The sequence below is a fragment of the Streptomyces desertarenae genome, assembly GCF_042681365.1.
Lineage (GTDB): Bacteria > Actinomycetota > Actinomycetes > Streptomycetales > Streptomycetaceae > Streptomyces > Streptomyces desertarenae.
In genome coordinates this window covers 31,374-55,571 of the sequence record NZ_JBHUFU010000017.1, presented here as the reverse complement: position 1 = coordinate 55,571, position 24,198 = coordinate 31,374, and the positions used below count along the sequence as shown (strand labels likewise).

The window sequence follows — 24,198 nt, the reverse complement described above, 5'->3', positions numbered from 1 at the left end:
TGACCCAATGTGCTGGTTGTGCGGCTACCGGTTGCGGCTGTAAGGGCGTAGGGTTCGAACGTCCGACTTCGGACGGCAGTGATCGGTTGCAGGAAGACGTGAAGGGGTGTACATGGACCGCGGGGTGCCCGGCAGCACCAGCCACCGGGGTCGGCTGACGGTCGACGTACAGCGCCACGGCGCGAGCCTGGTGGTGACACCGGACGGTGAACTCGACCACCACACCGCCGACCTGCTGCGCGAGCCGCTGGAGCACGCGCTCGAGGAGGGCTGCAAGCTCCTCGTCGTGGACTGCTCCAAGCTGGAGTTCTGTGACTCCACGGGATTGAACGTCCTCCTGGGGGCCAGGCTGAAGGCGGAGGCCGCCGGGGGCGGGATCCACCTGGCCGGAATGCGTCCGGTCGTTGCGCGCGTGTTCGAGATCACCGGCGCGGACGGTGTCTTCGTCCTCCACGAGAGCCTGGCCGACGCGCTGAAGGAAACGGCGCAGTCCTGAAGATCCCCGGCCGTACACCGGACCGTGACCGGAGTGTTACGCCCGGAGGCCGGTTCAGGGAAATCCATGTGTGTCCCCCAGCCTGGGCAGGGCAGGAGACTCGTGGAAATCCATCGGAAACAAGTTGTCCGCAGACCAAGCGAAACCGACGAAATTGGTCAACCGGTGAGGTGAAGCACTGATGAGCACCACCCGGCCGCAACCGGCGGGCGAGCGCGGCCCGGAGCCGGAGGGCACCGCCGCGACCGCAGCCGCACCGGTCGGTCAGGTGCGCGAGATGCGCCAGGTTCGACGGCTGCGGCTCATGGGGGCGAGCGGAGCCGTGCCCCGTGCCCGTGACTTCACCCGCCAGGCGCTTCACGACTGGGGCTGGCTTCCGGCCTCCAGTCCCGAACAGCGTGCCGCCGCCGAGGACGCCCTGCTCGTCGTCTCCGAACTGGTGACGAACGCCTGTCTGCACGCCGACGGTCCCGAGGAGGTGCGCATAGGCTTCGGCCCCAAGCTCCTGAGGATCGAGGTGGCCGACCGGGGTGCCGGTCTTCCCTCGCCCCGCACTCCGCACCGTCCCGGGCGGCCGGGCGGCCACGGCATGTTCATCGTCCAGCGCCTCTGCCTGGACTGGGGCGTCGTGCGCCACCCCCACGGAGCCGTGGGCAAGACGGTCTGGGCCGAACTGGCCGGGCCGGACGAGGAGGACTGAGCCCCCGTCCCGAACCGCCCCCGCGGCCGGAGCCCCGCCCGCCGGCCGCCGCGCGGCGTACGATCCTCAAGCCGGGTCCCGACCGGGACTCGGCTCAGTCATGCGAGGGCACGGGCGGACGGGGCGGACATGGGGGAGAGAGCGGCGGCCGCGCGCGGATGGGCGGTCCTGTCCGCGGTGGTCCCGGCACTGGTGCTGGCGGCGACGGCCTGCGGCGGCGGGGGCGGCGGCGGGCGGAGCCCGGCGGCCCCTTCGCCGGGGAGCGCCGGGAGGCCGGCGGAGGCTGCGGGGCCCCCGGTCCCGACCGCCGAACGGCTGGAGGAGGCCGCGCTGCGGGACGGCGCCCGGATCGGCGGACCCGGCGGCACCTACGAGATCGGCGTGCCCCTGCTGGAGGGGCCGTCCGAGGACTTCCTGGAGTACCGCGCCGACCGGGCCGTGTGCCAGCCGCTGGTCAGCCTCGCCCGCGGGGCGACCGGTGAGGACCCCGCGGCCGAGGTCAACCGGGAGGCGGTGCTCGGCGAGGGGATCGGGCAGCGGCAGGTGAGCGTCCAGCTGCGCTCGTACGGCTCGGGCGGAGCGGCCAGGGTGCTCGCGGCGCTGCGGGAGGCGGGCACCGCCTGCGCCGGCGGCTTCGTGGAGGAGCGGGGGGTGGCCGAGGCCCGCTACCGGTCCGTCGAGCCGCTGGAGGCGCCGGACCTCGGGGACGAGGCCGTGGCGTACCGGCTGCGGATCGAGGACGTGAAGGACCGGGAGCTGGTCCTGACCGAGTACCTGACGGTGGTCCGGTCGGGTGCCACCACGCTCTCCTTCCGGCTGGAGGCGTTCTCCCTCGACGATCCGGGCGGGGTCCCCCGGGAACTGGTGGCGGCCCAGTGGGACGCCTTCACACGGGCCGGCGCCGGGCCGGGGGCCTGACGCGGTCCGGCGGAGCAGCACACGGCACCGGGCCCCGGTCCTGTCGGAAGGACCGGGGCCCGGTGCCGCGTGCGGCGGGGTGGTGCGGGCCCGCGGGGGCCCGCACGGCGCGTCACCGCCTCACTTCACCCCGCCCATCAGGGCGCGGATCCGCTTCGCGGCGGTCAGGAAGGCCAGGCCCGCGGCCACGGCGACGACACCCCACATGGTGTAGTACGCCGCGTCGCCCATCGGCTCGTTCAGCCGGGTCGCCCAGCCGTTGAGGGCGTTGCCGGTCGCGGTGGCGAGGAACCACAGGCCCATGATCTGGCCGACGAACTGCTTCGGGGCCAGCTTGGTCGACAGCGACAGGCCCACCGGGGACAGGCACAGCTCGCCGAGCGTCTGGAGCAGGTACACGCCCAGCAGCCAGAAGACGGTGACCTTGCCGGTCTCGCTGTTCGCCGCGGCGGCGCCCGCCAGGCCCATCAGGCCGAAGGAGCCGCCGATGAGCAGCATGGCCAGGGCGAACTTCACCGGGGCGCTGGGCTCGCTGTTGCGCTTGGCCAGCCAGACCCACAGGCTCGCGAAGATCGGGGCCAGGATGATGATCATGGCCGGGTTGACCGACTGGAACCACGAGGCCGGGAACTCCCAGCCGCCGATCATGCGGTCGGTGTCGTTGTCGGCGAAGATCGTCAGCAGCGAGCCGGACTGGTCGTAGATCATCCAGAACAGCACGGCGGTGACGAAGAACCACACGAACGCCTGGATGCGCGGCCGGTCCGCGGCGGACAGCTGCGGGTTCCGGTACATCGAGACGAAGTACAGGACGGGGACGACGACGCCGAGGACGGCCAGGAAGTTGACGATGTGCTCGATGTCGTAGGTGCCCAGGGCGATGTCCGCCAGCAGTGCGGCGACGGCCAGGCCGGCCCACAGGCCGGTCTTGCGCAGCACCGAGCGCTTCTCCTCCGGCGTGGCCGGGGTGCCCGGGCGCAGGCCGACGTCGCCCAGGTGGCGAGCGCCCAGCACGTACTGGATCACGGCCAGCGTCATGCCGACGCCGGCGACGGCGAAGCCCAGGTGCCAGTCGACGTTCTCGCCCAGGTAGCCGACCACCAGCGGGGCGAGCATGCCGCCGATGTTGATCGACATGTAGAAGATCGTGAAGCCGGCGTCGCGGCGTGCGCTGGACTGGTCCTCGTAGAGACCGCCGACCATCGCCGAGATGTTGGGCTTGAGCAGGCCGGTGCCGACCGCGATCAGCCCCAGGCCGATGAAGAACGCCACGTCGGACGGGATGGCCAGGGTGTAGTGGCCGGACGCGATGATGATGCCGCCCACCAGGACGGCCTTGCGGGCCCCCCAGAGACGGTCCGCCACCCAGCCGCCGGGCATGGCGACCATGTAGACGACGGCGTTGTAGACGCCGTAGATCGCCGCCGCCAGGGCCTCGCGGCCGGCGAGCGGTCCGTCGAGCACGCCCGCGATCAGGTAGAGGACGAGGATGGCGCGCATTCCGTACCAGGAGAAGCGCTCCCACATCTCCGTCATGAAGAGTGTGGCCAGACCTCGGGGGTGGCCGAAGAAGGTCTTGCCGGGGGTACCGGCGGAGTCCTTCGTCAGGCTGGACGCCATGGTGGTGGTTCCTTGCTCGGTCGGGACGCGCACGACGGGGTGCGCACGCGCCCGGGCGGGTGGTCGCCGGCTTCGGCGGTGCGCTCCCCCCGCGCCCGGACGACGGCCGGCATTCCTGCTGCGTTGTCCGCGTCCGGTCCTGACCGGCCGGACGCCCGGCGTCCGGAGGGCCCCCGTACGGTGGTGTGTACGGTGCTCCTCCGTGGAAGGACCCCGGGCACCTCGGTGCGCCGCGGGTCACCGCTGCCGGACAACGTCCCGTCAGGGTACGCCACGGTGTGCGGCCCCCAGGACGGGCGCCCGCCGTGAAGAGGCGCATTTCACACCCGGTGCGGGGAACCGGCGCCGGGCCGCCGCGAGTCGTTCGCAGACCGCCTCGGGCGTCTCCGCGAGGTCTACCATCGGGCCATGACCCGAGTACTGCTCGCCGAGGACGACGCCTCCATCTCCGAGCCGCTGGCCCGCGCCCTGCGCCGCGAAGGGTACGAGGTCGAGGTGCGCGAGGACGGTCCCAGCGCGCTCGACGCCGGACAGCACGGGGACATCGACCTGGTCGTGCTCGACCTCGGCCTGCCCGGCATGGACGGCCTGGAGGTCTGCCGCCGGCTGCGTACCGAGGGGTACACCTTCCCCGTCCTGGTGCTGACCGCCCGCGCCGACGAGGTGGACACCGTCGTCGGCCTGGACGCGGGCGCCGACGACTACGTCACCAAGCCGTTCCGGCTGGCCGAGCTCCTGGCCCGGGTGCGGGCCCTGCTGCGGCGCGGCGCGGTCGAGCCGGCCCAGCCCCCCGCCACCCACGGCGTGCGCATCGACGTCGAGTCGCACCGGGCGTGGATGGGGGACGAGGAGCTCCAGCTCACCGCGAAGGAGTTCGACCTGCTGCGGGTGCTGGTGCGCGACGCGGGCCGCGTCGTCACCCGCGACCAGCTCATGCGCGAGGTCTGGGACACCACCTGGTGGTCGTCGACCAAGACCTTGGACATGCACATCTCGTGGCTGCGCAAGAAGCTCGGCGACGACGCGGCCAATCCCCGCTACATCGCCACGGTACGGGGCGTCGGCTTCCGCTTCGAGAAGGACTGACCCGGAAGGGGGCCGGCCCGCCCGGACCGAACGGGCGCCCCCGGGGCACCGCGGGGCGCCCCGGCCACCACCGAAGAACCACCGAGGGGCCCACCGAGGACCCGGAAGGGCTGACCCGGCCGTGCGCAGACGCCTGATCAACTCCACGCTGGCCGTGGTCCTCGTCGTGATCGCCGTCTTCGGGGTGTCCCTGGTCATCATCGAGTTCCGCACCATCGAGGGCAGCGCGGAGGAGAGCGTCCGCTCCGACGCCGCGCGGCTGGTCTCGGTCGTCGAGAGCCGCGTCGTGGCCGAGGAGGGCGTGACGGCCGAGGCGATGCGCTCCCACGTCCCCGAGGACCGCTACGTCCGCATCGAGCTGCCCGGCCGTGCGCCGATCGAGCTGGGTGACCGGCCCCGGGACGCCATCGAGGGGCGCGCCTCGTCCGGGCCGGGCGGCGTGACCGTCACCGTCCGGCAGGACAGCGGCACCGTCCGGGAGGAGGTCGGCCGCACCCTGCTGATCATCCTGGCGGTGGCGCTGCTGGCGGTGATAGCGGCCGTCCTGCTGGCCGTGGGGCAGGCCCGTCGCGTCGCCGCCCCCCTCACGGACCTGGCCGAGACCGCCGAGCGGCTCGGCTCCGGCGACCCGCGCCCCCGCCACCGCCGCTACGGGGTGCCCGAGCTGGACCGGGTGGCGGACGTCCTGGACGCCAGCGCCGAGCGGATCGCCCGGATGCTCACCGCCGAGCGCCGGCTGGCCGCCGACGCCTCCCACCAGCTGCGCACCCCGCTGACCGCGCTGTCGATGCGGCTGGAGGAGATCGTCACGGCCGCCGACGACGCCGACGCCTCGCCCACCACCGACAAGACCGCCCTCGCCACCATCCGCGAGGAGGCGATGATCGGGCTGGCCCAGGTGGAGCGGCTGACCGACGTGGTGCAGCGGCTGCTGACCAACGCGCGCGACCCCCGCTCGGGCTCGGCCGTCGGCTTCGACCTGGACGAGGTGGTCAAGCAGCAGATCGAGGAGTGGCGCCCGGCGTACCGCAAGGCGGGCCGTGCCATCGTCCGCTCCGGCCGGGAGGGGCTGCGCGCGGTGGGCACCCCGGGCGCGGTGGCGCAGGTGCTGGCCACGCTCGTCGAGAACGCCCTGATGCACGGTGACGGCGCCGTCGCCCTGCGCACCCGCATCGCCGGCAACCAGGTGGTGGTCGAGGTGACGGACGAGGGGCCGGGCGTGGACCCGGCGCTGGGCTCGCGGGTCTTCGAGCGCACCGTCAGCGGGCGCAACTCCACGGGCCTGGGACTGGCCGTCGCCCGCGACCTGGCGGAGGCCGACGGCGGGCGGCTGGAGCTACTTCAGCAGTACCCGCCGGTCTTCGCGCTGTTCCTCAGCCGGGAGGCGGCCGAGGAGCCCGCCGGGGGCTGACGCGGCACGCCCGGCCCGGCCGCCGGCGTGCTCGCCGCGGAAGACCCAGGTGCGGTAGGACCAGAAGCGGAACACCGTGGCGACCCCCAGGCCGACGACGTTCTTGGCGATGTTGTCGGCCAGCGGCGAGGTGAGGCCCAGGCCGTAGTGGGAGACCGCCAGCGCGCCGTTCTCGATCACCAGGCCGATGCCGCTGAAGAGCAGGAACAGCCCGGCCTCCCGGCGCACCCGGTTCTTGTCGGCGTGCCGGTAGGTCCAGTAGCGGTTGCCCAGGTAGTTCGTCGCGATGGCGACCGCGGTGGCTATCACCCCCGACCGCACCGGGGCCAGTCCCAGCCCGTGGATGCAGAGGTTGAAGACCGCGACGTTCACCAGGAAGCCGAGGGCCCCCACCGTGCCGAACCTGGCCACCTCGCGCCGCAGCCTCAGCAACCGGGAGCGCAGTGCGTGCCGTTCACCCATAGTGGTCCACTGCCCCGTTCTCTCGGCTCTCTCGCGGGCCCCGGGGAACGCCGCCGCACCCCCGGCCCGCCATGCTATCCACGGCCCTGCGCCGTACGGGGTACCCGTCGGACGGCGGATAGGCTACGGATGTGACATTTCCTGTGATCGGCATGGTCGGCGGTGGTCAGCTCGCGCGGATGACCCACGAGGCGGGCATCCCGCTCGGCGTCAGGTTCAGGCTGCTCAGCGACACCCCGCAGGACTCCGCGGCGCAGGTCGTGCGCGACGTGGTCGTCGGCGACTACCGCGACCTGGAGACGCTGCGTGACTTCGCCCGGGGCTGCGACGTGATCACCTTCGACCACGAACATGTTCCGACCGAGCACCTCCGCGCCCTGGAGGCGGAGGGCATCCCGGTGCGGCCCGGGGCCGAGGCGCTGGTGCACGCCCAGGACAAGGGGGTGATGCGCGAGAAACTGACCTCGATCGGCGTGCCCTGCCCCCGCCACCGCATCGTGGCCGACCCGGCCGACGCGGCCCGGTTCGCGCGGGAGGGGTCCGCGGACGGCACCGGCGGCTGGCCCGTCGTCCTCAAGACCGTCCGCGGCGGCTACGACGGCAAGGGCGTGTGGGTGGTGCGCTCCGAGGAGGAGGCCGCCGAGCCCTTCCGCGCCGGTGTGCCGGTGCTGGCCGAGGAGAAGGTCGACTTCGTCCGCGAGCTGGCCGCCAACGTGGTGCGCTCCCCGCACGGGCAGGCCGTGGCGTACCCGGTGGTGGAGTCCATCCAGGTGGACGGGGTGTGCGACACGGTGATCGCCCCGGCCCCCGACCTGTCGCCGGAGCTGTCCGCCCGCGCCCAGGAGATGGCGCTGACGGTCGCGAGGGAGCTGGGCGTCGTCGGCCACCTGGCGGTCGAGCTGTTCGAGACCCGCGACGGCCGCATCCTCGTCAACGAGCTGGCCATGCGGCCCCACAACAGCGGCCACTGGACCCAGGACGGCGCGGTGACGTCCCAGTTCGCCAACCACCTGCGGGCCGTTTTGGACCTTCCCCTCGGCGACCCGCGCCCCCGCGCGCCGTGGACGGTGATGGCCAACGTGCTCGGCGGCGACTACCCCGACATGTACCAGGGGTACCTGCACTGCATGGCCCGCGACCCGCGGTTGAAGATCCACATGTACGGAAAGGACGTGAAGCCCGGCCGCAAGGTGGGCCACGTCACCACCTACGGCGACGATCTGGCGGACGTCCGCGAGCGCGCCGCCCACGCCGCCGCCTATCTGCGAGGGACCATCACCGAATGAGCAACGCCCCCAGCTCCGCCTCCGCCCCCGTCGTGGGCATCGTCATGGGCTCCGACTCCGACTGGCCCGTCATGGAGGCCGCGGCCGAGGCCCTGGACGAGTTCGAGGTCCCCTACGAGGTCGACGTGGTCTCCGCGCACCGGATGCCGCACGAGATGATCGACTACGGCGACCGCGCCGCCGGCCGCGGCCTGAAGGCGGTCATCGCGGGCGCGGGAGGGGCGGCCCACCTGCCGGGCATGCTCGCCTCCGTCACCCCGCTGCCGGTGATCGGCGTGCCGGTCCCGCTGCGCCACCTGGACGGGATGGACTCCCTGCTGTCCATCGTGCAGATGCCCGCCGGGGTGCCGGTCGCCACGGTCTCGGTCGGCGGCGCCCGCAACGCCGGGCTGCTCGCGGTCCGCATCCTGGCGGCCCACGACGAGGCGCTGCGGGAGCGGATGGAGGGCTTCCAGGCGGAGCTGCGGGAGCAGGCGCAGGACAAGGGCCGGCGGCTGCGGGCCAAGGTGGCCGCGGGCGGCGCGGGGTTCGGCTTCGGGAGCAAGTGAGGTGGCCCCCGCAGCGGAACTGCTGGAGCGGGCCCGGGAGTTGCTGGCCGTCCACCCCGTCGCCGACGGCCACAACGACCTGCCGTGGGCGCTGCGCGAGCAGGTCGCCTACGACCTGGACCGCCGGGACATCGGGGCCGACCAGTCGGCCCACCTGCACACCGACATCCCGCGGCTGCGCGCCGGCGGGGTGGGGGCGCAGTTCTGGTCCGTCTACGTGCGCACGGACCTGACCGGGGACGCCGCCGTCAGCGCCTGCCTGGAGCAGATCGACGTGGTGCGGCGGCTGGCCGACCGGTACCCGGACGACCTGCGGCTCGCCTTCACCGCCGACGACATGGAGGCGGCGCGGGCCGAGGGCCGCATCGCCTCGCTGATGGGCGCCGAGGGCGGCCACTCGATCAACAACTCCCTGGCCACGCTGCGCGCCCTGTACCGGCTGGGCGTGCGCTACATGACGCTCACCCACAACGACACCATCGACTGGGCGGACTCGGCCACCGACGCCCCCCGCCACGGCGGGCTGACCCGCTTCGGCGAGGAGGTCGTGCGGGAGATGAACCGGCTGGGGATGCTGGTGGACCTCTCCCACACGGCACCGGCCACCATGCGCGACGCGCTGCGGGTCTCCACGGCGCCCGTGCTCTTCTCGCACTCCTCGGCCCGCGCCGTGTGCGACCACCCGCGCAACGTCCCCGACGACGTGCTGGAGGCCCTCGCGGCCAACGGCGGTGTGGCGATGGTCACGTTCGTGCCCAAGTTCGTCCTGCCGGAGGCCGTCGCCTGGACCGCGGCAGCCGACGAGAACATGCGCGCCCACGGCCTGCACCCGCTGGACGGCACCGAGCGGGGGCTCGCGGTCCAGCGCGCCTTCGAGGAGGCCAACCCGCGCCCCGAGGCCACGGCCGCCACGGTCGCCGACCACCTGGACCACATGCGCGAGGTCGCCGGCATCGACCACGTCGGCATCGGCGGCGACTTCGACGGAACGGCCTTCACCCCGTCCGATCTGAGTGATGTGTCCGGATATCCCCATCTGGTGGCGGAGTTGCTCGACCGCCACTGGTCCGAGGCCGACCTCGCCAGGCTCACCTGGAAGAACGCGGTACGGGTGCTCCGCGACGCCGAGGACGTCGCCCGCGGCGAACAGGGCCGCCGCGGCCCGTCCACCGCCACCCTCGAGCAGCTCGACGGCTGAGACGGAGGCCGTCTCGTGATGCACTTCACGGGGCGGCTTTCCCGTTCCGTCGCTCTGCGTGCGGGTCGAGGTGCGTTCGCGTCATCGATCCTGTTCAGGGGCGTGCGTGACGGAGCGCCGGAAGCGGAGAAAAGCACTCAGCGGCACGGTGGCGTCGCGGTGGGTGACGGACCGGCGATCATCAAAGCATCCGAAACGGACGTCATGTGACCCATCGGCTTGTTGCGGCGGAAACGATGTGTTTACCGTTCTGGCCGCGCCGTACGAATGTGCGGCGGCCCGCTGTCGAACGCCGAATCCTGTCAACGGCGGCGGGCTGGACCATCCACACCACCCGATGACAGGAGCGGGGGACCCAAGGTAAGTCGCCGTCCCGGATCCGTGCGGGACGGCTTGGGGTGAAGCCATGCCGCGGCCCAGCGCCGCGGCCGCACATGGCCGGGCAACTCCAGCCCGAACCCGACAGCTCACCTCGCAGGCGTAGGAGAGGAGCACACCTATGTCCGCACGCGGACGTCACCGTCGTATCCGTAACAGCCGCCTCACCCGCCTGTCCCTGGCCATCTCCGTGGGCGGCGCCGGCATGGCCCTTCCCCTGGTCGCCGCCGGCGGAGCCAACGCCGCCTCCGTCGACACCTGGGAGAAGGTCGCCCAGTGCGAGAGCACGGGCAACTGGAGCATCAACACCGGCAACGGCTTCTACGGCGGCCTGCAGTTCACGCAGAGCACCTGGGCCGCCTTCGGCGGCACCGAGTACGCGCCGCGTGCCGACCTCGCCACCAAGGACCAGCAGATAGCCATCGCCGAGAAGGTGCTGGCGGGCCAGGGCCCGGGCGCCTGGCCGGTCTGCTCGGTCAAGGCCGGCCTGACCAAGGGCGGTCCGGCCCCCGCCGTCTCCCCCGACGGCGAGAGCAACCCGACCGAGCAGCGCGAGCAGGCCGCGCCGCAGCGCGCGGACCGCGGTGAGCGCGCCGAGAAGGCCGAGCCCAAGGCCGAGAAGGCCGAGAAGGCTGAGAAGGCTGAGAAGAAGGCCGCGCCGAAGCCGGCGGACCGGGGCGCCTCCTACGAGGTCGTCAGCGGCGACACCCTCTTCAAGATCGCTGCCGCTCAGGACGTCGACGGCGGCTGGCAGCGGATCTACGAGGACAACCGCCAGGTCATCGGCGGCGACCCCGACCTGATCTTCCCGGGCCAGGAGCTGACCCTGGGCGGCGCCGCCACCCAGAAGAAGGCCGCCGCCAAGCCCGAGCAGGCCCCGAAGGCCGAGCCCGAGGCCGAGCAGGCCCCGAAGGCCGAGCCCAAGGCCGAGAAGAAGGCCGAGGCCCCGGCCCAGCAGTCGGCCGAGCGCGCCGACCGCTCCGACCGGAGCGACAGCGGTTCCACCGGCGTCTCCACCGGCTACACCGCCCCGGTGAACGCCGCCCCGTCCGGCTCCTACAAGGCTGCCGGCGCCCGCTGGTCCAACGGCCACACCGGCGAGGACTTCCCCGCCGCCACCGGCACCCCGGTCAAGGCCGTCACCAGCGGCACCGTGGTCTCCGCCGGCTGGGGCGGTGCGTACGGCAACCAGGTCGTCATCCGTCACGACGACGGCCGCTACAGCCAGTACGGCCACCTGTCCTCGATCTCCGTCGGCGCCGGCCAGCGGGTCGGTGTCGGCCAGCAGATCGGCGCGGTCGGCTCCACCGGCAACAGCACCGGTCCGCACCTGCACTTCGAGGTGCGCACCGCTCCCGGCTACGGCTCCGACATCAACCCGCTGGCCTACCTGCGGGCCCACGGCGTCAACATCTGAGCCGGACCGGACCGTCGCAGCACCGCCCGGCCCGCGGCACCGCGGGCCGGGCGGCCCCCTTCCCGGGGCAGCGAGAGGCGGGTGGGGCGTCCGGTGCCCACGGGTACCGGACGCCCCACCCGCCTCGTCCCGTCTCCGGGCTCCGCTCCCGCCCGGGCTCCTGCGGGGGTCAGCCGGTGCAGAGGCAGAAGGGGTGGCCCGCCGGGTCCCGGTAGACCCGGAAGTCACGCCGGCCGCCGTCGTCGCCCTCCAGGAGTTCCGCCCCGAGCTCCAGCACCTCGCGCTCGGCCGCGTCCAGCTCCTCCCTCGGCACGTAGAGGTCGAGGTGGAACTGCTGGGAGCGCTCCGCGCTCGGCCACCGCGGCGGCACGTGGCCCTCGGCCTCCTGGAACGCCAGCGTCCGGCCCGCCAGGGTGCCCGAGTCGAACGTCACCTCCACCCAGCGGCCCTCGCCCTCCACCCGTCCGCCCAGCATCCGGGCGTAGAAGTCGGCGAGCTTCCCGGGCTCCGGGCAGTCCAGTACGACGACGGACCGGAGCGTGTTGATGGCCATGGTGCTCTCCCTCTGCCTGCGGTTTCCGAAGCCCGTTACCTCTTCATGGGGTCAGCCGGTAACGAGTTACCTCATGATGGCTTCCTTTCGGTAACGCGACAAGACCGGTAGCGTGGTCGGCGTGGAAGAGTCCGACGACCGGGATCCCACGCCGCCGGGACTCCGCCTGGTGCGGGACCTGATCAACACCCTGGACGTGGAGACGGGTGCCGACGCGCTCGCCGCCGCGGACGGCCTCGCCGTCTTCGCGCACGACCACGGGTTGACCGGACGGTTCACGGCCAAACAGGACCGTGCGGACGTCATCCGGTTGCGCGAGGGGCTGCGCGCCGCCTGCCTGGCCCACACCGGCGCGCCCGTGCCCGCGGAACGGCTGGCCGAACTGGACGCGCTGCTGCGCAGGGCCCCCCTCACGCTCGCCCTCGACCGGGACGGGGCGGCGTCCCTCGCCCCCGCCGAGGGGCTCGCCGGCGCCCTCGTCCTCACCGCCCGGGTCGCGGCCGCCGTCGCCGCCGCGGCCTTCGACGGCACCTGGCGGCGGCTGAAGGTCTGCGAGGCCCACGACTGCCGGTGGGCCTACTACGACCGCAGCCCGGCCGGCCGCAGGCGCTGGTGCACCATGGCCGTCTGCGGCAGCCGGGCGAAGATGCGGACCTACCGCGCGCGGCGGGCCTCCGGCGCGGCCTGAAGCCCCGCGGGGCCTACGCCGTCGGACGCCCCAGCGCCCGGAAGAACCAGCCCGCCTTGCGCCACAGCGCCGGGTCCAGGGTGTTGCGGCCGTCCAGGATGCGCCGCTGCGCCACGGCCTCGCCCAGCACCTGCGGGTCCAGCTCCCGGAACTCCCGCCACTCCGTCAGGTGGAGCACCACGTCCGCCCCGCGCACCGCCTCCAGCGCGCTGTCGGCGTACGCCAGGGTGGGGAAGATCCGGCGGGCGTTCTCCATCCCCTTCGGGTCGTACACCGTCACCTGGCCGCCCTGGAGGTGGATCTGCCCCGCCACGTTCAGCGCCGGCGAGTCGCGCACGTCGTCGGAGTCCGGCTTGAACGTCGCGCCCAGCACCGCCACCCGCTGCCCCAGGAACGCGCCCCCGACCGTCTCGCGGGCCAGGTCCACCATGTGGGAGCGGCGGCGCATGTTGATCGAGTCGACCTCCCGCAGGAAGGTGAGCGCCTGGTCCGCGCCCAGCTCGCCGGCCCGCGCCATGAACGCCCGGATGTCCTTGGGCAGGCAGCCGCCGCCGAAACCGATCCCGGCGCGCAGGAACTTCCGCCCGATCCGGTCGTCGTGACCGATCGCCTCGGCCAGCTTCACCACGTCGCCCCCGGCCGCCTCGCACACCTCGGCCATGGCGTTGATGAACGAGATCTTGGTCGCCAGGAAGGAGTTCGCCGCCGTCTTCACCAGCTCGGCCGTCGGGAAGTCCGTCACCACGAACGGCGTCCCCTCCGCGACCGGCTTCGCGTACACCTCGCGCAGCAGCTCCTCCGCGCGCTCCGAGCGCACCCCCACCACGATCCGGTCCGGGTGCAGGGTGTCCTCGACGGCGAAGCCCTCGCGCAGGAACTCCGGGTTCCACGCCAGCTCGGCCGCCTCGCCCGCCGGAGCCAGCTCCGCCAGCCGCCGCGCCAGCCGGTCCGCGCTGCCCACCGGCACCGTCGACTTGCCGACCACCAGCGCCGGGCGCGCCAGGTGCGGGGCCAGCGAGTCGACCGCGCCGTCCACGTAGGACATGTCGCAGGCGTACTCGCCCTGCTTCTGCGGGGTGTTCACACAGACGAAGTGGACGTCGCCGAACGCTCCCACCTCCTCCCAGGAGGTGGTGAAGCGCAGCCGCCCCGTCGAGCCCGCCACCCCGGCGACGTGGCGGCGCAGCAGCTCCTCCAGCCCCGGCTCGTACATCGGGGCCCGCCCCCGGGCCAGCGCCTCGACCTTCTCGGGCACCGCGTCCAGGCCCAGCACCTCGAACCCCAGCTCGGCCATGGCGGCGGCGTGCGTCGCGCCGAGGTAGCCGGTGCCGATCACGGTGATCCTGAGGGCCATGGAGTGCTCCTGTGCTGCGGGCGGGGTGCTGTCCGCGAGCATATCCGGACACCGCCGCCCACTCCCGGCCGCCGGTGTCGGCAAACTCATGTACCCGCGGACGGGCCCGGCCACTAGAATTGTGTTACTTAACGGTAGTTAGCAGCAGCGCACCCAGGGAGTGAGACACCGTGGCGGGATCGACCGACTTCGACCTCTACCGGCCGTCCGAGGAGCACGAGATGCTCCGCGAATCGGTGCGCTCGCTCGCCGAGGCGAAGATCGCGCCCTTCGCCGCCGACGTCGACGAGCAGGGCCGCTTCCCCCAGGAGGCGCTGGACGCCCTGGTCGCCAACGACCTGCACGCCGTCCACGTGCCCGAGACCTACGGCGGCGCCGGAGCCGACGCGCTGGCCACCGTCATCGTGATCGAGGAGGTCGCCCGGGTGTGCGCCTCGTCCTCCCTGATCCCGGCCGTCAACAAGCTCGGCTCCCTCCCGGTGGTCCTCTCCGGCTCCGAGGAGCTCAAGCGCAAGTACCTCGGCCCGCTCGCCAAGGGCGACGCGATGTTCTCCTACTGCCTGTCCGAGCCCGAGGCCGGCTCGGACGCCGCCGGCATGAAGACCCGCGCGGTGCGCGACGGCGACCACTGGGTGCTCAACGGCGTCAAGCGCTGGATCACCAACGCCGGTGTCAGCGAGTACTACACGGTGATGGCCGTCACCGACCCCGCCAAGCGCTCCAAGGGCATCTCCGCCTTCGTGGTGGAGAAGGGCGACGAGGGCGTCTCCTTCGGCGCCCCGGAGAAGAAGCTCGGCATCAAGGGCTCCCCGACCCGCGAGGTCTACCTCGACAACGTCCGCATCCCCGCCGACCGCATGATCGGCGAGGAGGGCACCGGCTTCGCCACCGCCATGAAGACCCTGGACCACACCCGCATCACCATCGCGGCCCAGGCCATCGGCATCGCCCAGGGGGCGCTGGACTACGCCAAGGGCTACGTCACCGAGCGCAAGCAGTTCGGCAAGCCGATCGGCGACTTCCAGGGCGTCCAGTTCATGCTCGCGGACATGGCGATGAAGCTGGAGGCCGCGCGCCAGCTCACCTACTCCGCCGCCGCCCGCTCCGAGCGCGTCACCCTCGGTGCCGACGGCAGGTCCGAGGGCCTGACCTTCTTCGGCGCCGCCGCCAAGTGCTTCGCCTCCGACGTCGCCATGGAGGTCACCACCGACGCCGTCCAGCTGCTCGGCGGCTACGGCTACACCCGCGACTACCCGGTCGAGCGCATGATGCGCGACGCCAAGATCACGCAGATCTACGAGGGCACGAACCAGGTCCAGCGGATCGTCATGGCCCGCAACCTGCCGTAGGGCCGCGTGCCGGGGGAGCGCCGCCTCGCGCGCGGCCCCGGGAACGCGTGCGGGGCCCCGGACCGGATGGTCCGGGGCCCCGCACGTCACATGGCCGTACGGGGGGTGTTCCCGCACCGGCGGGGTTCACTCCCCCCTGACGGTGACCTTCTCGCCGTTCTTGAGCTGCTCGACGAGCTGCTTGACCTTCGGCATGTCCCACTTGAGGGACCCCTGCGGGGCGGCCCCGGCGATCGGCATGTTCATCGAGACGCCCTCGCCGCCCGTGACGTCCTTCATGGCCCAGAACATCGAGGCGAGGTCGAACAGCCCCATCTCCTCGTCCACGATCAGGGTGTCCAGGCCCGCGCCCATCGTCGGGTAGAGCCTGAAGGGGTTCAGGACGGTGGAGGGGGTGGCGGTCTGGTTGGCCAGGGCGGCCAGGAACTTCTGCTGGTTCTTGGTGCGCTCCAGGTCGCTGCCGGCCTCGTAGCGGTTGCGGACGAAGGCCAGCGCCTCGGCGCCGTTCAGCGTCTGACGGCCCTTCTTGAAGTCGGCGCCGGACTTCTTGTCCTTGATGTCGCGGGGGATGTCCATCTCCACGCCGCCGACCGCGTCCACGATCTCGGCGAAGCCGCCGAAGCCGATCTCCGCGTAGTGGTCGATGCGGAGGCCGGTGTTGTACTCGACGGTGCGGACCAGCAGGGTGGCGCCGTCCATGGAGTAGGAGGCGTTGAGCTTGGCGGCGCCGCGGGAGGGGAACGTCCTGCCGCTCTCGGAGCCCTTGAACTCCGGGATGGTGACCCAGGAGTCGCGGGGGAGGGAGACCATGGTGACGCCCTGGGGGCCGTCGTGGAGCAGGATCATCGAGTCGGTGCGCTTCCCCTCGGCCGACCCGGTGTGCAGTTCCTTCTTCTCCTCGTCGGACATCCCCTCGCGGCTGTCGGAGCCGACGATCAGGTAGGTGGTGCCCTCGCCCTTCTCGGGCCGGTCTATGACGGTGCTCAGATCGATCTCGCGGCGCAGCTTGGAGTCGGCCCAGAAGTACGTGCCGACGGACCACACCAGGAGGACGGCGAGCAGGGTGACGGACCCCACCTTGAGCCGGCGGCCCCAGTCGGGGGCGGGGCGCGTGCCGCCGTACCCGCCGCCGCCGGGGCCGGTGCCGCGGCCGGATCCGGCGGTGTACACCTGGCCCGTGTTGTACCCGGAGTCGTATCCGGCACGGCCGTCGTAACCGCCGTAACCACCGTGGCCGCCGTGGTGGTCGCCGCGCTGGGGGGTCGGCATGGCGCGGGTGGGGTCCGGGCGCGGGCCGACGCCACCGCTGTTGGGCCAGTCAGTCATGAGAGGCAGTGTGCACGCTCCGGGTGGGTGAGCCATAGACAGGGGGGCGGAACCGGGGCAGGGCTGTTGCAGAGCTGATGCACTGGGCGGCGGCCCGCGGGGAGGCGGGACGGGGCGGGCGGACACGGGGCCGTGCGGTTCCCCCCGGAGCGGTGCGCATAGGGTTGTAAGCATGACAACTCAGGCCCAGGCCCCCCAGCACGATCTGCCGGGCAAGCCCACCGCTGTGTCCCGGACCACCCTGTCGCACATCATGACGGGCAACGACACCAACCTCCTCGGCACCGTCCACGGCGGCGTGATCATGAAGTTGGTGGACGACGCGGCGGGCGCGGTGGCCGGACGGCACTCCGGCGGACCCGCGGTCACGGCCTCGATGGACGAGATGGTGTTCCTGGAGCCGGTCCGGGTCGGCGACCTGGTGCACGTGAAGGCCCAGGTGAACTGGACGGGGCGGACCTCGATGGAGGTCGGGGTGCGGGTGCTGGCCGAGCGCTGGAACGAGTCGGCTCCGGCGACGCAGGTCGCCTCCGCCTACCTGGTGTTCACGGCGGTGGACGAGAACGGCAGGCCGCGTCCGGTGCCGCCGGTGATCCCCGAGACCGAGCGGGACAAGCGGCGCTGGCAGGAGGCGCAGATCCGGCGCACCCACCGGCTGGCCCGGCGCCGGGCGATCAAGGAGCTGCGCGACCGGCGGGCGGCCGAGGGCTTCGACGACTGACGGACGGCCGCCGGGCCCCGGGAGGCGGGCGCCGTCCCGGACGGCCGTCGCGCGGGGCGCGCGGCCCGTGCGCGGGCGCCGGACCGGGGCGGTGGCCTCAGGGGCAGGTCACCTCGTCGCCGGTGACGGCGCGCACGCCTCCACCGCCGGGGGAGGGCGAGGGGGACGAGGGAGACGAGGGGGAGGGCGGCGGCGACGGGCTGCCGGAGGGCGCCGCGCGCACCCGCCGCACCTCCTGGTGCTCGTCGCCCAGGACGACCCTCATCACCGGCCCCTGCCCCTTCACCGCCTTCAGCCGGGCGCCGGGCAGGGCGGCCGCCAGGGTGCGTGCCGAACGGTCCCAGCCGGGGTCGTGGTGGACGACGGTGTGCTCCGCGTCCCGGCGCCCGGCCGCGCGAGGGGCGCCGGTGGTGTCGAAACCGGTGGCGCGCAGGGCGCGGTCCACCCGGGCGCCCAGGGCGGCGACGGAGGTGCCGTTCTCGACCTGCACGCGGACCGTGCCCGGGTCGACCTCGACCCGCCGGGGGGCGACCGCCCGGGGGTCCCCGGTCCGGCCGGACCTCCCGCCGGGCGGTTCGTCGAGGTTCTTGGCGTCGGCCGCGGCACCGCCGGACCCGTCCTTCCCGGCCCCCCTCCCGGGCCGTCCCGCCGCGGGGGCCAGGGGGCGGTCCCGGCGCAGCGCGGTGAACAGCCGCTCGGCGCCCCTGTCGTCCCACACGACGGTCGAGCCGACGCCGGGCACGGTGTGGTCCGGATCGTCGAGGGGGACGGAGGCGAACTCGGCCGAGGCCGTGGTGAAGCCGCGCATGGCCCGCCCGAGGGCCAGCAACTGCTCGGGCCCGAAGTCCCGGTCGGCGCGGACGGAGCCGAGCAGCGCGGAGACGACCCGGCCGAACCGGGCGGGCTCGGTGAGGAGTTCCCTCTCGGTGGCCTCCCCGATGACGGAGGCCAGGAAGCGCTGCTGGCGCTTGATGCGGCCGAGGTCGCCCTCGGCGTCGACGTGGCGGGCGCGCACGTACTGCAGGGCCCGCCCGCCGTCGAGCCGGGTGGTGCCGGCGGGCAGGTCGAGTCCGCTGCGGCCGTCGCGGAGCGGCCGGGGGGTGCACACCGGGACCCCGCCCAGGGCGTCGACGGTCCGCATGAAGCTGGTGAAGTCGACCTCCAGGTAGTGGTCGACGCGCAGGCCGGTCAGCTTCTCGACGGTGCGGACGGTGAGGCCGGGACCGCCGATGGTGTAGGCGGCGTTGATCTTCCCGGTGCGGTCGGTGCGGCGTTCGCCGGTGGCGGGGTCGGTGTGCTCGGGGAACTCGGCGTAGGTGTCCCGGGGGATGCTGACGACGCTGGCCCGGTCACGGTCGGCGGAGAGGTGCACCAGCATGATCGTGTCGGTGCAGTTGCAGGGCTGGCCGCCGAGCGAGTACCTGCGCCGCTGCTCCTCGGTGAGGCCGTCGCGGTCGTCGACGCCGACGACCAGGAAGTTGGTGCCGCCCCCGCCGGGCCGGTGGCTGAGTCCGTGGAAGGGGTCCACGCGCTGCAGGCGGCCGTCGAGTCCGGAGACCACCGCGTGGCCGACGCCGCTGGCCAGCAGCAGCATCGCCGAGAGGGCCCCGGCGACCCTGGTACCCCAGCGGGACGGGCCGCGCCGCTTCGGCCGGGGCCGGGCGTGGCGGCCGCGTTGACGTGACCGTGACCGTAGGGGCATCGGGGTAAGCACCTCCGCGGCGGTGGGGGCCAGGAAGCGGCCAACATAGGCCCATACGATCTACGGACTGCGGGTCCCACGCCGTCCTCGCCCGGCGGCCACCCGGCTGCCGTGTGAGGGGGTCACCCGATCGCGGTACCGTGACCCGGTGAGCTCTGCACCCCAATCCCCCTCCCCGGCCGCGGCGCCGCCCGCGGTCTCCGTGATCATGCCGGTGCTCAACGAGGAGCGGTACCTGCGCAGCTCCGTGCGGCACATCCTGGACCAGGAGTACGCCGGTGAGCTGGAGGTCGTGATCGCCCTGGGCCCCTCCGAGGACCGCACCGACGCCATCGCCGCCGAACTGGTCCGCGAGGACCCGCGGGTGCGCACCGTGCCCAACCCCACCGGTCGCACCCCCGCCGGCCTCAACGCGGCCATCGCCGCCTCCCGCCACCCCGTCGTGGTCCGGGTGGACGGGCACGGGATGCTCTCGCCGAACTACATCGCGACGGCGGTGCGGCTGCTGGAGGAGACCGGCGCGGCCAACGTCGGCGGCATCATGCACGCCGAGGGCGAGAACGACTGGGAGAAGGCGGTGGCCGCCGCGATGACCTCGCGGATCGGCGTCGGCAACGCGGCCTTCCACACCGGCGGCGAGGCCGGCGAGGCCGAGACGGTGTACCTGGGCGTCTTCCGCCGCGAGGTGCTGGAGCAGCAGGGTGGTTACAACGAGGAGTTCATCCGGGCCCAGGACTGGGAGCTGAACTTCCGCATCCGGCAGGCGGGCGGACTGATCTGGTTCTCGCCGGAGCTGCTGGTCTCCTACCGGCCGCGGCCGACCGTGCGCGCGCTGGCCAAGCAGTACCGCAACTACGGCCGCTGGCGGCACGTGGTGGCCCGCTACCACTCCGGCTCGATCAACCTGCGCTACCTGGCGCCGCCCGCCGCGGTGCTGGCCATGGCGGCGGGCCTGGTGGTGGGCGCGCTGGTCACCCCGTGGGGGCTGGTCGTCCCGGCGGGCTACCTGGCCGCGATCACCGCGGGGTCGGTCCCGGCCGGCCGCGGACTGCCGCTGGGGGCGCGGGTGCGGATCCCGCTCGCGCTGGCGACGATGCACATGTCGTGGGGCTGGGGCTTCCTGACCAGCCCCCGCAAGCTGGCCGAGAAGGTGAAGGCCAGTCGCAGGGAGCCGGTGACCGCGGGCGGCTGACGGGCCGGCGGGAGCCGTGACGGGCCGTCCCCCCGGCGGGGGCACGGCCCGCTTCCGTCTCCCCGCGGCCCCCTCCGGCCGGGGAGGGCGGGGAGCCGGCCCGCGTCACCAGGTGTAGCGCGGGTTGACGTCCATGCAGTCCCGGTCCTCGCCGCCCAGCACGTCGGCGCTCTCGGGGGCCTTGCGCTCGCCGCCCCCCGGCTTCCCCCGCCGCGCGGGGTAGGCGGCGCCCTCGCGCCAGTCCGCGCCGACGACCAGGGTGATCTCCTCGACGCCGGCGGACTGCCGGACCGCCCGTTCGGGCAGGCCGACGGCCTCGGCGACGGCGAGGGCGTCGCCGTGCAGGTCCTCGCCGGGGTACACCAGGGTGGTGTCGGCCTGGGGCGCCTCGGTCCGCTCGGCGGCGGCCAGGGTGAAGCCGAGCCGGTGCAGCTCGGCGGTGACGGCGCCGGCGCGGCCGTTGACGGGGCCGAGGGTGGCGGTGCGGGTGCCGTTGAGGACGCGCACGGCGATCCGTTCGCCGGGCGCGGCGGGGTCCCGGGTCCGCGCGGCGGTGTCCTTCCCGGGCGCGGGGTCCTTCCCGTCGAGTGCGACGTCGTTGCGGATGAGGGAGAAGACCTGCTCGGCCTCGCCGGGCTTGGGGACGACGTACCGGCCGCCGTCGGCGTACTCCCACGGCATGGTGGCCATGGTGATGCGCCGGGTGGGGACCTTCCTCAGCTCGCCCGCCAGGTCGTAGAGGTCCTTGACGCCCTTGATGCCGTCGTCGACGGTGAGCGCCTCCGTCGCCGCCTCGGCGAGCTTCCGCAGCTTGCCCGGGTCGGTCAGCTTGCTGCCCGCCTTGAGCCGGCGGACCATCGAGTTCATGTACATGTGCTGGGCCTTGGCCCGGCCGATGTCCGTGCCGTCGCCGAAGCCGTAGCGGGTGCGCAGCCACTGCAGGGCCTGTTCGCCCTGGACGGTGGTCTCGCCCTCCTCCAGGCGGAGGCCGGAGTTGGCGTCGTGGACGTTGGCGCGCACGCAGACGGGAACGCCGCCGACGGCGTCGGCCATGTCCACCACGCCTGCGAAGTCGATCATCATGAAGTGGTCGACGGGGATGCCGGTCAGCTCGGTCCAGGTGGCCACCGTGCAGCCCGGACCGCCGTGCTGGAGGCTGGTGTTGATCTTCCCCACGGTCTGGGGGTGGACCGTGCCGTCCTCCGGGTCGGTGCACTCGGGGATGGTCACCCGGGTGTCCCGGGGGATGCTGAGCACCGAGATGCTGCTGCGGTCGGCGGACAGGTGCAGCAGCATCTGCACGTCGGCGAGGGGCTTGCGCCCCACCTCGTCGCGAGCACCGCCGAGTTCGACGTTCCGCGCCGAGTTACGGCTGTCGGACCCCAGCAGCAGGATGTTCACCGGGGTCTGGCCGTCGGCGTTCTGACGGTGCTTCAGCTGGTTGCCGCCGAGGGTGAGCGGCTTCCTGGTGAGGTTGCCGTTGAGGTGCTCGTAGTAGAGGTAGCCGGCGCCCGCGGTGCCCAGGATCAGCACCGCCGCCGCGAGGGCGGTCCAGCGCAGGATCCGCGTGCCGCGCCCGGGGCGGCGGCCGCCGGCGCCCTCGCCCCCGGGCCTGCCCCTGCCGCCTCCGGCACCTCCGGCACCGCCGTCCCCGCCGGGGCGGCGGCCGCGCCGGGCGGTACCGGACGACGGCGTGCGGGCGCGTCCGCCGTCCCCTCCGGTGCCCCCGGCCGCGCCGGACCCGTCCGGGCGGTCGGCGGGCGGGGGCGGCGGAGCGTCCGGGGCGCCCGCGTACAGCCCGTCGTCCCAGCCGAAGTCCCGCGCCTGCGGCGGGCGGTCGTGCGTTCCGCCCCCCGGTGCGGTGCGCTGCCCCAAGGGACCCTCCCCGCTCACCGGGTGAGCCCCGGGCGCCGGCGCCCGGGCCTCACCCGGCGCATATCTTCTTGTCGGCTTCCACGTTGCCGAGGTTCTCCGGTGCCTTCGTCGGGGGGGCGACGGGCACTCCGGCCCCCTGGAAGTCGGCGCCGAGCGTGAGGGTCATCGGCTCCAGCCCCACGGCGTCCTCGGTCCCCGGCTTCAGGGCGGAGGCGGGCAGGCCCATGATGTCGGCGAGCTTGCGGGCCTGGTCGGCCTGGTTGGGCGCGTACTCCAGGGTCGTCTTCTCGACCGGTTCGGGCGCGTTGCCGCCGTTGCTGGACTTCAGCACGCCCTGGCTGTTCTGCAGCCAGTTGAGCGTCATCTGCGCGGCGCCGCCGATCTCCCCGCCGTTGAGGACCTCGACCCGGACGTCGCCGGCGTCGGCGCGTTCGCCCTGGAGCAGGGCCTCCTGCTCCTTCTTGGCCTTGTCCTTGGCGTCCTTCTCCTTCTTCTCCACCTCGGTGAGGGAGATGTCGTTCTGCAGCATCGAGAAGAGCTGCGGCGCCTGGGACTCGTCGAGGACGACGGTCGCCTTGATCTTCTCCGCGGGGTTGTCCTTCACCGGGAGCGTCACGAAGGAGATGTTCTTGGGGCTGATCCCGCTGAGCTCCCTGCCCAGCTCGGTCAGCTTCTTGATGCTGCCTATCTTGCTGTCGACGGTGAGCGCCTCGGTGGCCGCCTCCGCCAGGCTCCACAGCTTGCCCGGGTCGGTGAGCGTGTCGTTGGACCGGAACTTGCGGATCATCGAGCTGAGGAACTGCTGCTGGACCTTGATGCGGTCCAGGTCGCCGCTGTTGCCGAAGCTCTTGCGGGTGCGGACGAAGGCCAGGGCCTCCTCGCCCATGACGGTGCTCTCGCCGGCGGGCAGGTCCAGCTTGGACTGGGGGTCCTTGACGGGCTTCTCCAGGCAGACCTCGACGCCCTCGATCGCGGTGGTCAGCGTCTTGACCGCGTTGAAGTCGGCCATCATGAAGTGGTGGACGTCCAGGCCCGTCAGCTCCTTGACGGTGCGCATGGTGCAGCCCGGGTCGCGGCCCTCCTGGCCGAGGCTGTTGTTGAACCGGGTGTTCTGGGTGCCCGGGATCACCTTGGTGGTGCCGTCCTCCTGCTGGGTGGGGCAGTCGGGGATGTCGGTGATCAGGTCGCGGGGGATGCTCAGGACGGTGGCGTTGGAGCGGTCCTCGGAGACGTGGAAGAGGAACGTGGTGTCGGCGTGGCCGGGGCTGTCGTTGTCGCCGTAGCCCTCGTTGCCGGCTCCGGTGCGCTTGTCGGTGCCGATCAGCAGGATGTTGATGGGGCCGCCCTCGCCGAAGCCCCCGCCGTCGCCCGCGCTGCCGACGTCGACCGTGCTGAGGTTGCCGTTGAAGTGGTCGTAGACGAGGTACCCGGCGACCGAGGTGCCGACGACCAGGAAGGCCGCCACACCGCCGGTCCACTTCAGGGCCTTCTTCTTGCCGGCCTGCTTCGCCTTCGCCTTGCGCCGGGCGGCGGCCCTGCCGCCCGCCTGCTGCGTTCCCGCCGCCTTGCCGCCGGCGGCTCTGCGCGCCGCGGCCCGTCCTCCGGGGGGCCTCTCGGCGGGGGGGTCGTCCGCCGGGCCCTCCCCGGGGCCGCCGGCCGGGCTCCGCCTGCGTTGCCGGGGCACCTCGCCGGAGGGGGCCGGCCGGCGGCCCGCGGCGCGTGAGGCGGTCGTCCGGGGGGCGGAGGGGGCGGACGGGGAAGCGGGGGAGGGGGACGGTCGCGTTCCGGGGGATGCCGGTCGCAGCTTGTAGTCGCCGGTCTCCGGGTCGAAGACCCACTGGTCGGCGGGGTCGACGTCCCCCGCTCGCCCACGGCTGTGCGCGTCCACGGTTGCCTGAATCCTCCGTCGTGCCACGCA

21 protein-coding genes and 1 riboswitch are annotated in these 24,198 nt (G+C 73.2%); of the genes, 13 read left to right on the top strand and 8 right to left on the bottom strand.

The window, feature by feature from the left end:
* The first annotated feature begins 112 nt into the window (after positions 1-112).
* The 3 genes from ACFSJS_RS23605 (at position 113) to ACFSJS_RS23595 (ending at position 2,114) form a co-directional block, all read left to right on the top strand.
* Positions 113-496 carry an STAS domain-containing protein gene (locus ACFSJS_RS23605; protein ID WP_380903682.1) on the top strand — a complete coding sequence of 128 codons (384 nt, stop codon included), beginning with the start codon at positions 113-115 and terminating at the stop codon, positions 494-496.
* Between the two features lie 181 nt (positions 497-677).
* Positions 678-1,196: an ATP-binding protein gene (locus ACFSJS_RS23600; RefSeq protein ID WP_380903680.1), complete on the top strand. Its 519-nt coding sequence runs from the start codon at positions 678-680 to the stop codon at positions 1,194-1,196.
* 129 nt (positions 1,197-1,325) lie between these two features.
* Positions 1,326-2,114: a hypothetical protein gene (locus tag ACFSJS_RS23595; RefSeq protein ID WP_380903678.1), complete on the top strand. Its 789-nt coding sequence runs from the start codon at positions 1,326-1,328 to the stop codon at positions 2,112-2,114.
* 120 nt (positions 2,115-2,234) lie between these two features.
* Here the strand turns inward: ACFSJS_RS23595 and ACFSJS_RS23590 are convergent, their stop codons facing one another.
* Positions 2,235-3,734: a peptide MFS transporter gene (locus tag ACFSJS_RS23590; protein ID WP_380903676.1), complete on the bottom strand. Its 1,500-nt coding sequence runs from the start codon at positions 3,732-3,734 to the stop codon at positions 2,235-2,237.
* Positions 3,735-4,142: 408 nt separating this feature from the next.
* On the opposite strand from ACFSJS_RS23590, the gene ACFSJS_RS23585 reads away from it, so the two are divergent.
* Both ACFSJS_RS23585 and ACFSJS_RS23580 read left to right on the top strand, forming a co-directional pair.
* Positions 4,143-4,820: a response regulator transcription factor gene (locus ACFSJS_RS23585; protein ID WP_380903674.1), complete on the top strand. Its 678-nt coding sequence runs from the start codon at positions 4,143-4,145 to the stop codon at positions 4,818-4,820.
* Between the two features lie 121 nt (positions 4,821-4,941).
* On the top strand, positions 4,942-6,231 hold the full coding sequence (locus tag ACFSJS_RS23580) for an ATP-binding protein (protein ID WP_380903672.1): 1,290 nt from the start codon (positions 4,942-4,944) through the stop codon (positions 6,229-6,231).
* Here ACFSJS_RS23580 and ACFSJS_RS23575 read toward each other — a convergent pair.
* Complete coding sequence (locus tag ACFSJS_RS23575) at positions 6,157-6,693, bottom strand: GtrA family protein (protein ID WP_380903670.1); 537 nt, start codon at positions 6,691-6,693, stop codon at positions 6,157-6,159. The two genes, ACFSJS_RS23580 and ACFSJS_RS23575, sit on opposite strands and share 75 nt — an antisense overlap.
* Positions 6,694-6,824: 131 nt before the next feature.
* On the opposite strand from ACFSJS_RS23575, the gene ACFSJS_RS23570 reads away from it, so the two are divergent.
* The 4 genes from ACFSJS_RS23570 to ACFSJS_RS23555 all read left to right on the top strand — a co-directional run bounded on the left by ACFSJS_RS23570 (position 6,825) and on the right by ACFSJS_RS23555 (position 11,520).
* Positions 6,825-7,979: a 5-(carboxyamino)imidazole ribonucleotide synthase gene (locus ACFSJS_RS23570; RefSeq protein ID WP_380903668.1), complete on the top strand. Its 1,155-nt coding sequence runs from the start codon at positions 6,825-6,827 to the stop codon at positions 7,977-7,979.
* The gene (gene purE / locus ACFSJS_RS23565; protein ID WP_380903666.1) at positions 7,976-8,527 is read left to right on the top strand and encodes a 5-(carboxyamino)imidazole ribonucleotide mutase; all 552 of its coding nucleotides are present in this window, start codon (positions 7,976-7,978) and stop codon (positions 8,525-8,527) included. Before ACFSJS_RS23570 ends, purE begins: the two co-directional genes overlap by 4 nt.
* Before the next feature lies 1 nt (position 8,528).
* Positions 8,529-9,725, top strand: a complete 1,197-nt coding sequence (locus tag ACFSJS_RS23560) for a dipeptidase (protein ID WP_380903664.1) — start codon at positions 8,529-8,531, stop codon at positions 9,723-9,725.
* 318 nt (positions 9,726-10,043) lie between these two features.
* Positions 10,044-10,221: riboswitch (cyclic di-AMP (ydaO/yuaA leader) on the top strand.
* A 3-nt stretch (positions 10,222-10,224) separates the two neighbouring features.
* Positions 10,225-11,520 (top strand): transglycosylase family protein, encoded by a 1,296-nt coding sequence (locus ACFSJS_RS23555; RefSeq protein ID WP_380903662.1) that lies wholly within the window; start codon positions 10,225-10,227, stop codon positions 11,518-11,520.
* Between the two features lie 169 nt (positions 11,521-11,689).
* Here ACFSJS_RS23555 and ACFSJS_RS23550 read toward each other — a convergent pair whose 3' ends face one another.
* On the bottom strand, positions 11,690-12,073 hold the full coding sequence (locus tag ACFSJS_RS23550; protein WP_380903660.1) for a VOC family protein: 384 nt from the start codon (positions 12,071-12,073) through the stop codon (positions 11,690-11,692).
* Between the two features lie 121 nt (positions 12,074-12,194).
* Here ACFSJS_RS23550 and ACFSJS_RS23545 point away from each other — a divergent pair, with 121 nt between their 5' ends.
* Positions 12,195-12,761, top strand: a complete 567-nt coding sequence (locus ACFSJS_RS23545) for a CGNR zinc finger domain-containing protein (RefSeq protein ID WP_380903658.1) — start codon at positions 12,195-12,197, stop codon at positions 12,759-12,761.
* A gap of 13 nt (positions 12,762-12,774) precedes the next feature.
* Here ACFSJS_RS23545 and ACFSJS_RS23540 read toward each other — a convergent pair whose 3' ends face one another.
* Positions 12,775-14,115: a UDP-glucose dehydrogenase family protein gene (locus tag ACFSJS_RS23540; protein WP_380903657.1), complete on the bottom strand. Its 1,341-nt coding sequence runs from the start codon at positions 14,113-14,115 to the stop codon at positions 12,775-12,777.
* Between the two features lie 170 nt (positions 14,116-14,285).
* On the opposite strand from ACFSJS_RS23540, the gene ACFSJS_RS23535 reads away from it, so the two are divergent.
* Entirely contained in the window at positions 14,286-15,464 is a 1,179-nt protein-coding gene (locus tag ACFSJS_RS23535; RefSeq protein ID WP_380903655.1) for an acyl-CoA dehydrogenase, read from the top strand.
* A 126-nt stretch (positions 15,465-15,590) separates the two neighbouring features.
* Here ACFSJS_RS23535 and ACFSJS_RS23530 read toward each other — a convergent pair whose 3' ends face one another.
* Complete coding sequence (locus ACFSJS_RS23530; RefSeq protein WP_380903653.1) at positions 15,591-16,790, bottom strand: LCP family protein; 1,200 nt, start codon at positions 16,788-16,790, stop codon at positions 15,591-15,593.
* Positions 16,791-16,962: 172 nt separating this feature from the next.
* Here ACFSJS_RS23530 and ACFSJS_RS23525 point away from each other — a divergent pair, with 172 nt between their 5' ends.
* On the top strand, positions 16,963-17,511 hold the full coding sequence (locus tag ACFSJS_RS23525; protein WP_380903651.1) for an acyl-CoA thioesterase: 549 nt from the start codon (positions 16,963-16,965) through the stop codon (positions 17,509-17,511).
* A gap of 97 nt (positions 17,512-17,608) precedes the next feature.
* Here ACFSJS_RS23525 and ACFSJS_RS23520 read toward each other — a convergent pair whose 3' ends face one another.
* On the bottom strand, positions 17,609-19,105 hold the full coding sequence (locus tag ACFSJS_RS23520) for an LCP family protein (RefSeq protein ID WP_465269803.1): 1,497 nt from the start codon (positions 19,103-19,105) through the stop codon (positions 17,609-17,611).
* Between the two features lie 256 nt (positions 19,106-19,361).
* Here ACFSJS_RS23520 and ACFSJS_RS23515 point away from each other — a divergent pair, with 256 nt between their 5' ends.
* Positions 19,362-20,405 carry a glycosyltransferase family 2 protein gene (locus ACFSJS_RS23515; protein ID WP_380903647.1) on the top strand — a complete coding sequence of 348 codons (1,044 nt, stop codon included), beginning with the start codon at positions 19,362-19,364 and terminating at the stop codon, positions 20,403-20,405.
* A gap of 105 nt (positions 20,406-20,510) precedes the next feature.
* Here the strand turns inward: ACFSJS_RS23515 and ACFSJS_RS23510 are convergent, their stop codons facing one another.
* Together ACFSJS_RS23510 and ACFSJS_RS23505 are read right to left on the bottom strand one after the other, a co-directional pair.
* Positions 20,511-22,280, bottom strand: coding sequence for an LCP family protein (locus ACFSJS_RS23510; protein ID WP_380903645.1), 1,770 nt, complete (start codon positions 22,278-22,280; stop codon positions 20,511-20,513).
* Positions 22,281-22,329: 49 nt separating this feature from the next.
* A complete protein-coding gene (locus tag ACFSJS_RS23505) occupies positions 22,330-24,168 on the bottom strand; it encodes an LCP family protein (RefSeq protein ID WP_380903643.1) in 1,839 nt (612 codons plus the stop codon).
* Positions 24,169-24,198 lie beyond the last annotated feature (30 nt).

What these genes read in the sequence shown, in the direction of transcription:
- ACFSJS_RS23575 (WP_380903670.1), bottom strand. Translation starts at nt 6,693, where the DNA reads ATGGGTGAACGGCACGCACTGCGCTCCCGGTTGCTGAGGCTGCGGCGC.
- ACFSJS_RS23540 (WP_380903657.1), bottom strand. Translation starts at nt 14,115, where the DNA reads ATGGCCCTCAGGATCACCGTGATCGGCACCGGCTACCTCGGCGCGACG.
- ACFSJS_RS23585 (WP_380903674.1), top strand. Translation starts at nt 4,143, where the DNA reads ATGACCCGAGTACTGCTCGCCGAGGACGACGCCTCCATCTCCGAGCCG.
- ACFSJS_RS23525 (WP_380903651.1), top strand. Translation starts at nt 16,963, where the DNA reads ATGACAACTCAGGCCCAGGCCCCCCAGCACGATCTGCCGGGCAAGCCC.
- purE (WP_380903666.1), top strand. Translation starts at nt 7,976, where the DNA reads ATGAGCAACGCCCCCAGCTCCGCCTCCGCCCCCGTCGTGGGCATCGTC.
- ACFSJS_RS23590 (WP_380903676.1), bottom strand. Translation starts at nt 3,734, where the DNA reads ATGGCGTCCAGCCTGACGAAGGACTCCGCCGGTACCCCCGGCAAGACC.
- ACFSJS_RS23530 (WP_380903653.1), bottom strand. Translation starts at nt 16,790, where the DNA reads ATGACTGACTGGCCCAACAGCGGTGGCGTCGGCCCGCGCCCGGACCCC.
- ACFSJS_RS23605 (WP_380903682.1), top strand. Translation starts at nt 113, where the DNA reads ATGGACCGCGGGGTGCCCGGCAGCACCAGCCACCGGGGTCGGCTGACG.
- ACFSJS_RS23600 (WP_380903680.1), top strand. Translation starts at nt 678, where the DNA reads ATGAGCACCACCCGGCCGCAACCGGCGGGCGAGCGCGGCCCGGAGCCG.
- ACFSJS_RS23550 (WP_380903660.1), bottom strand. Translation starts at nt 12,073, where the DNA reads ATGGCCATCAACACGCTCCGGTCCGTCGTCGTACTGGACTGCCCGGAG.
- ACFSJS_RS23520 (WP_465269803.1), bottom strand. Translation starts at nt 19,105, where the DNA reads ATGCTGCTGCTGGCCAGCGGCGTCGGCCACGCGGTGGTCTCCGGACTC.
- ACFSJS_RS23595 (WP_380903678.1), top strand. Translation starts at nt 1,326, where the DNA reads ATGGGGGAGAGAGCGGCGGCCGCGCGCGGATGGGCGGTCCTGTCCGCG.
- ACFSJS_RS23555 (WP_380903662.1), top strand. Translation starts at nt 10,225, where the DNA reads ATGTCCGCACGCGGACGTCACCGTCGTATCCGTAACAGCCGCCTCACC.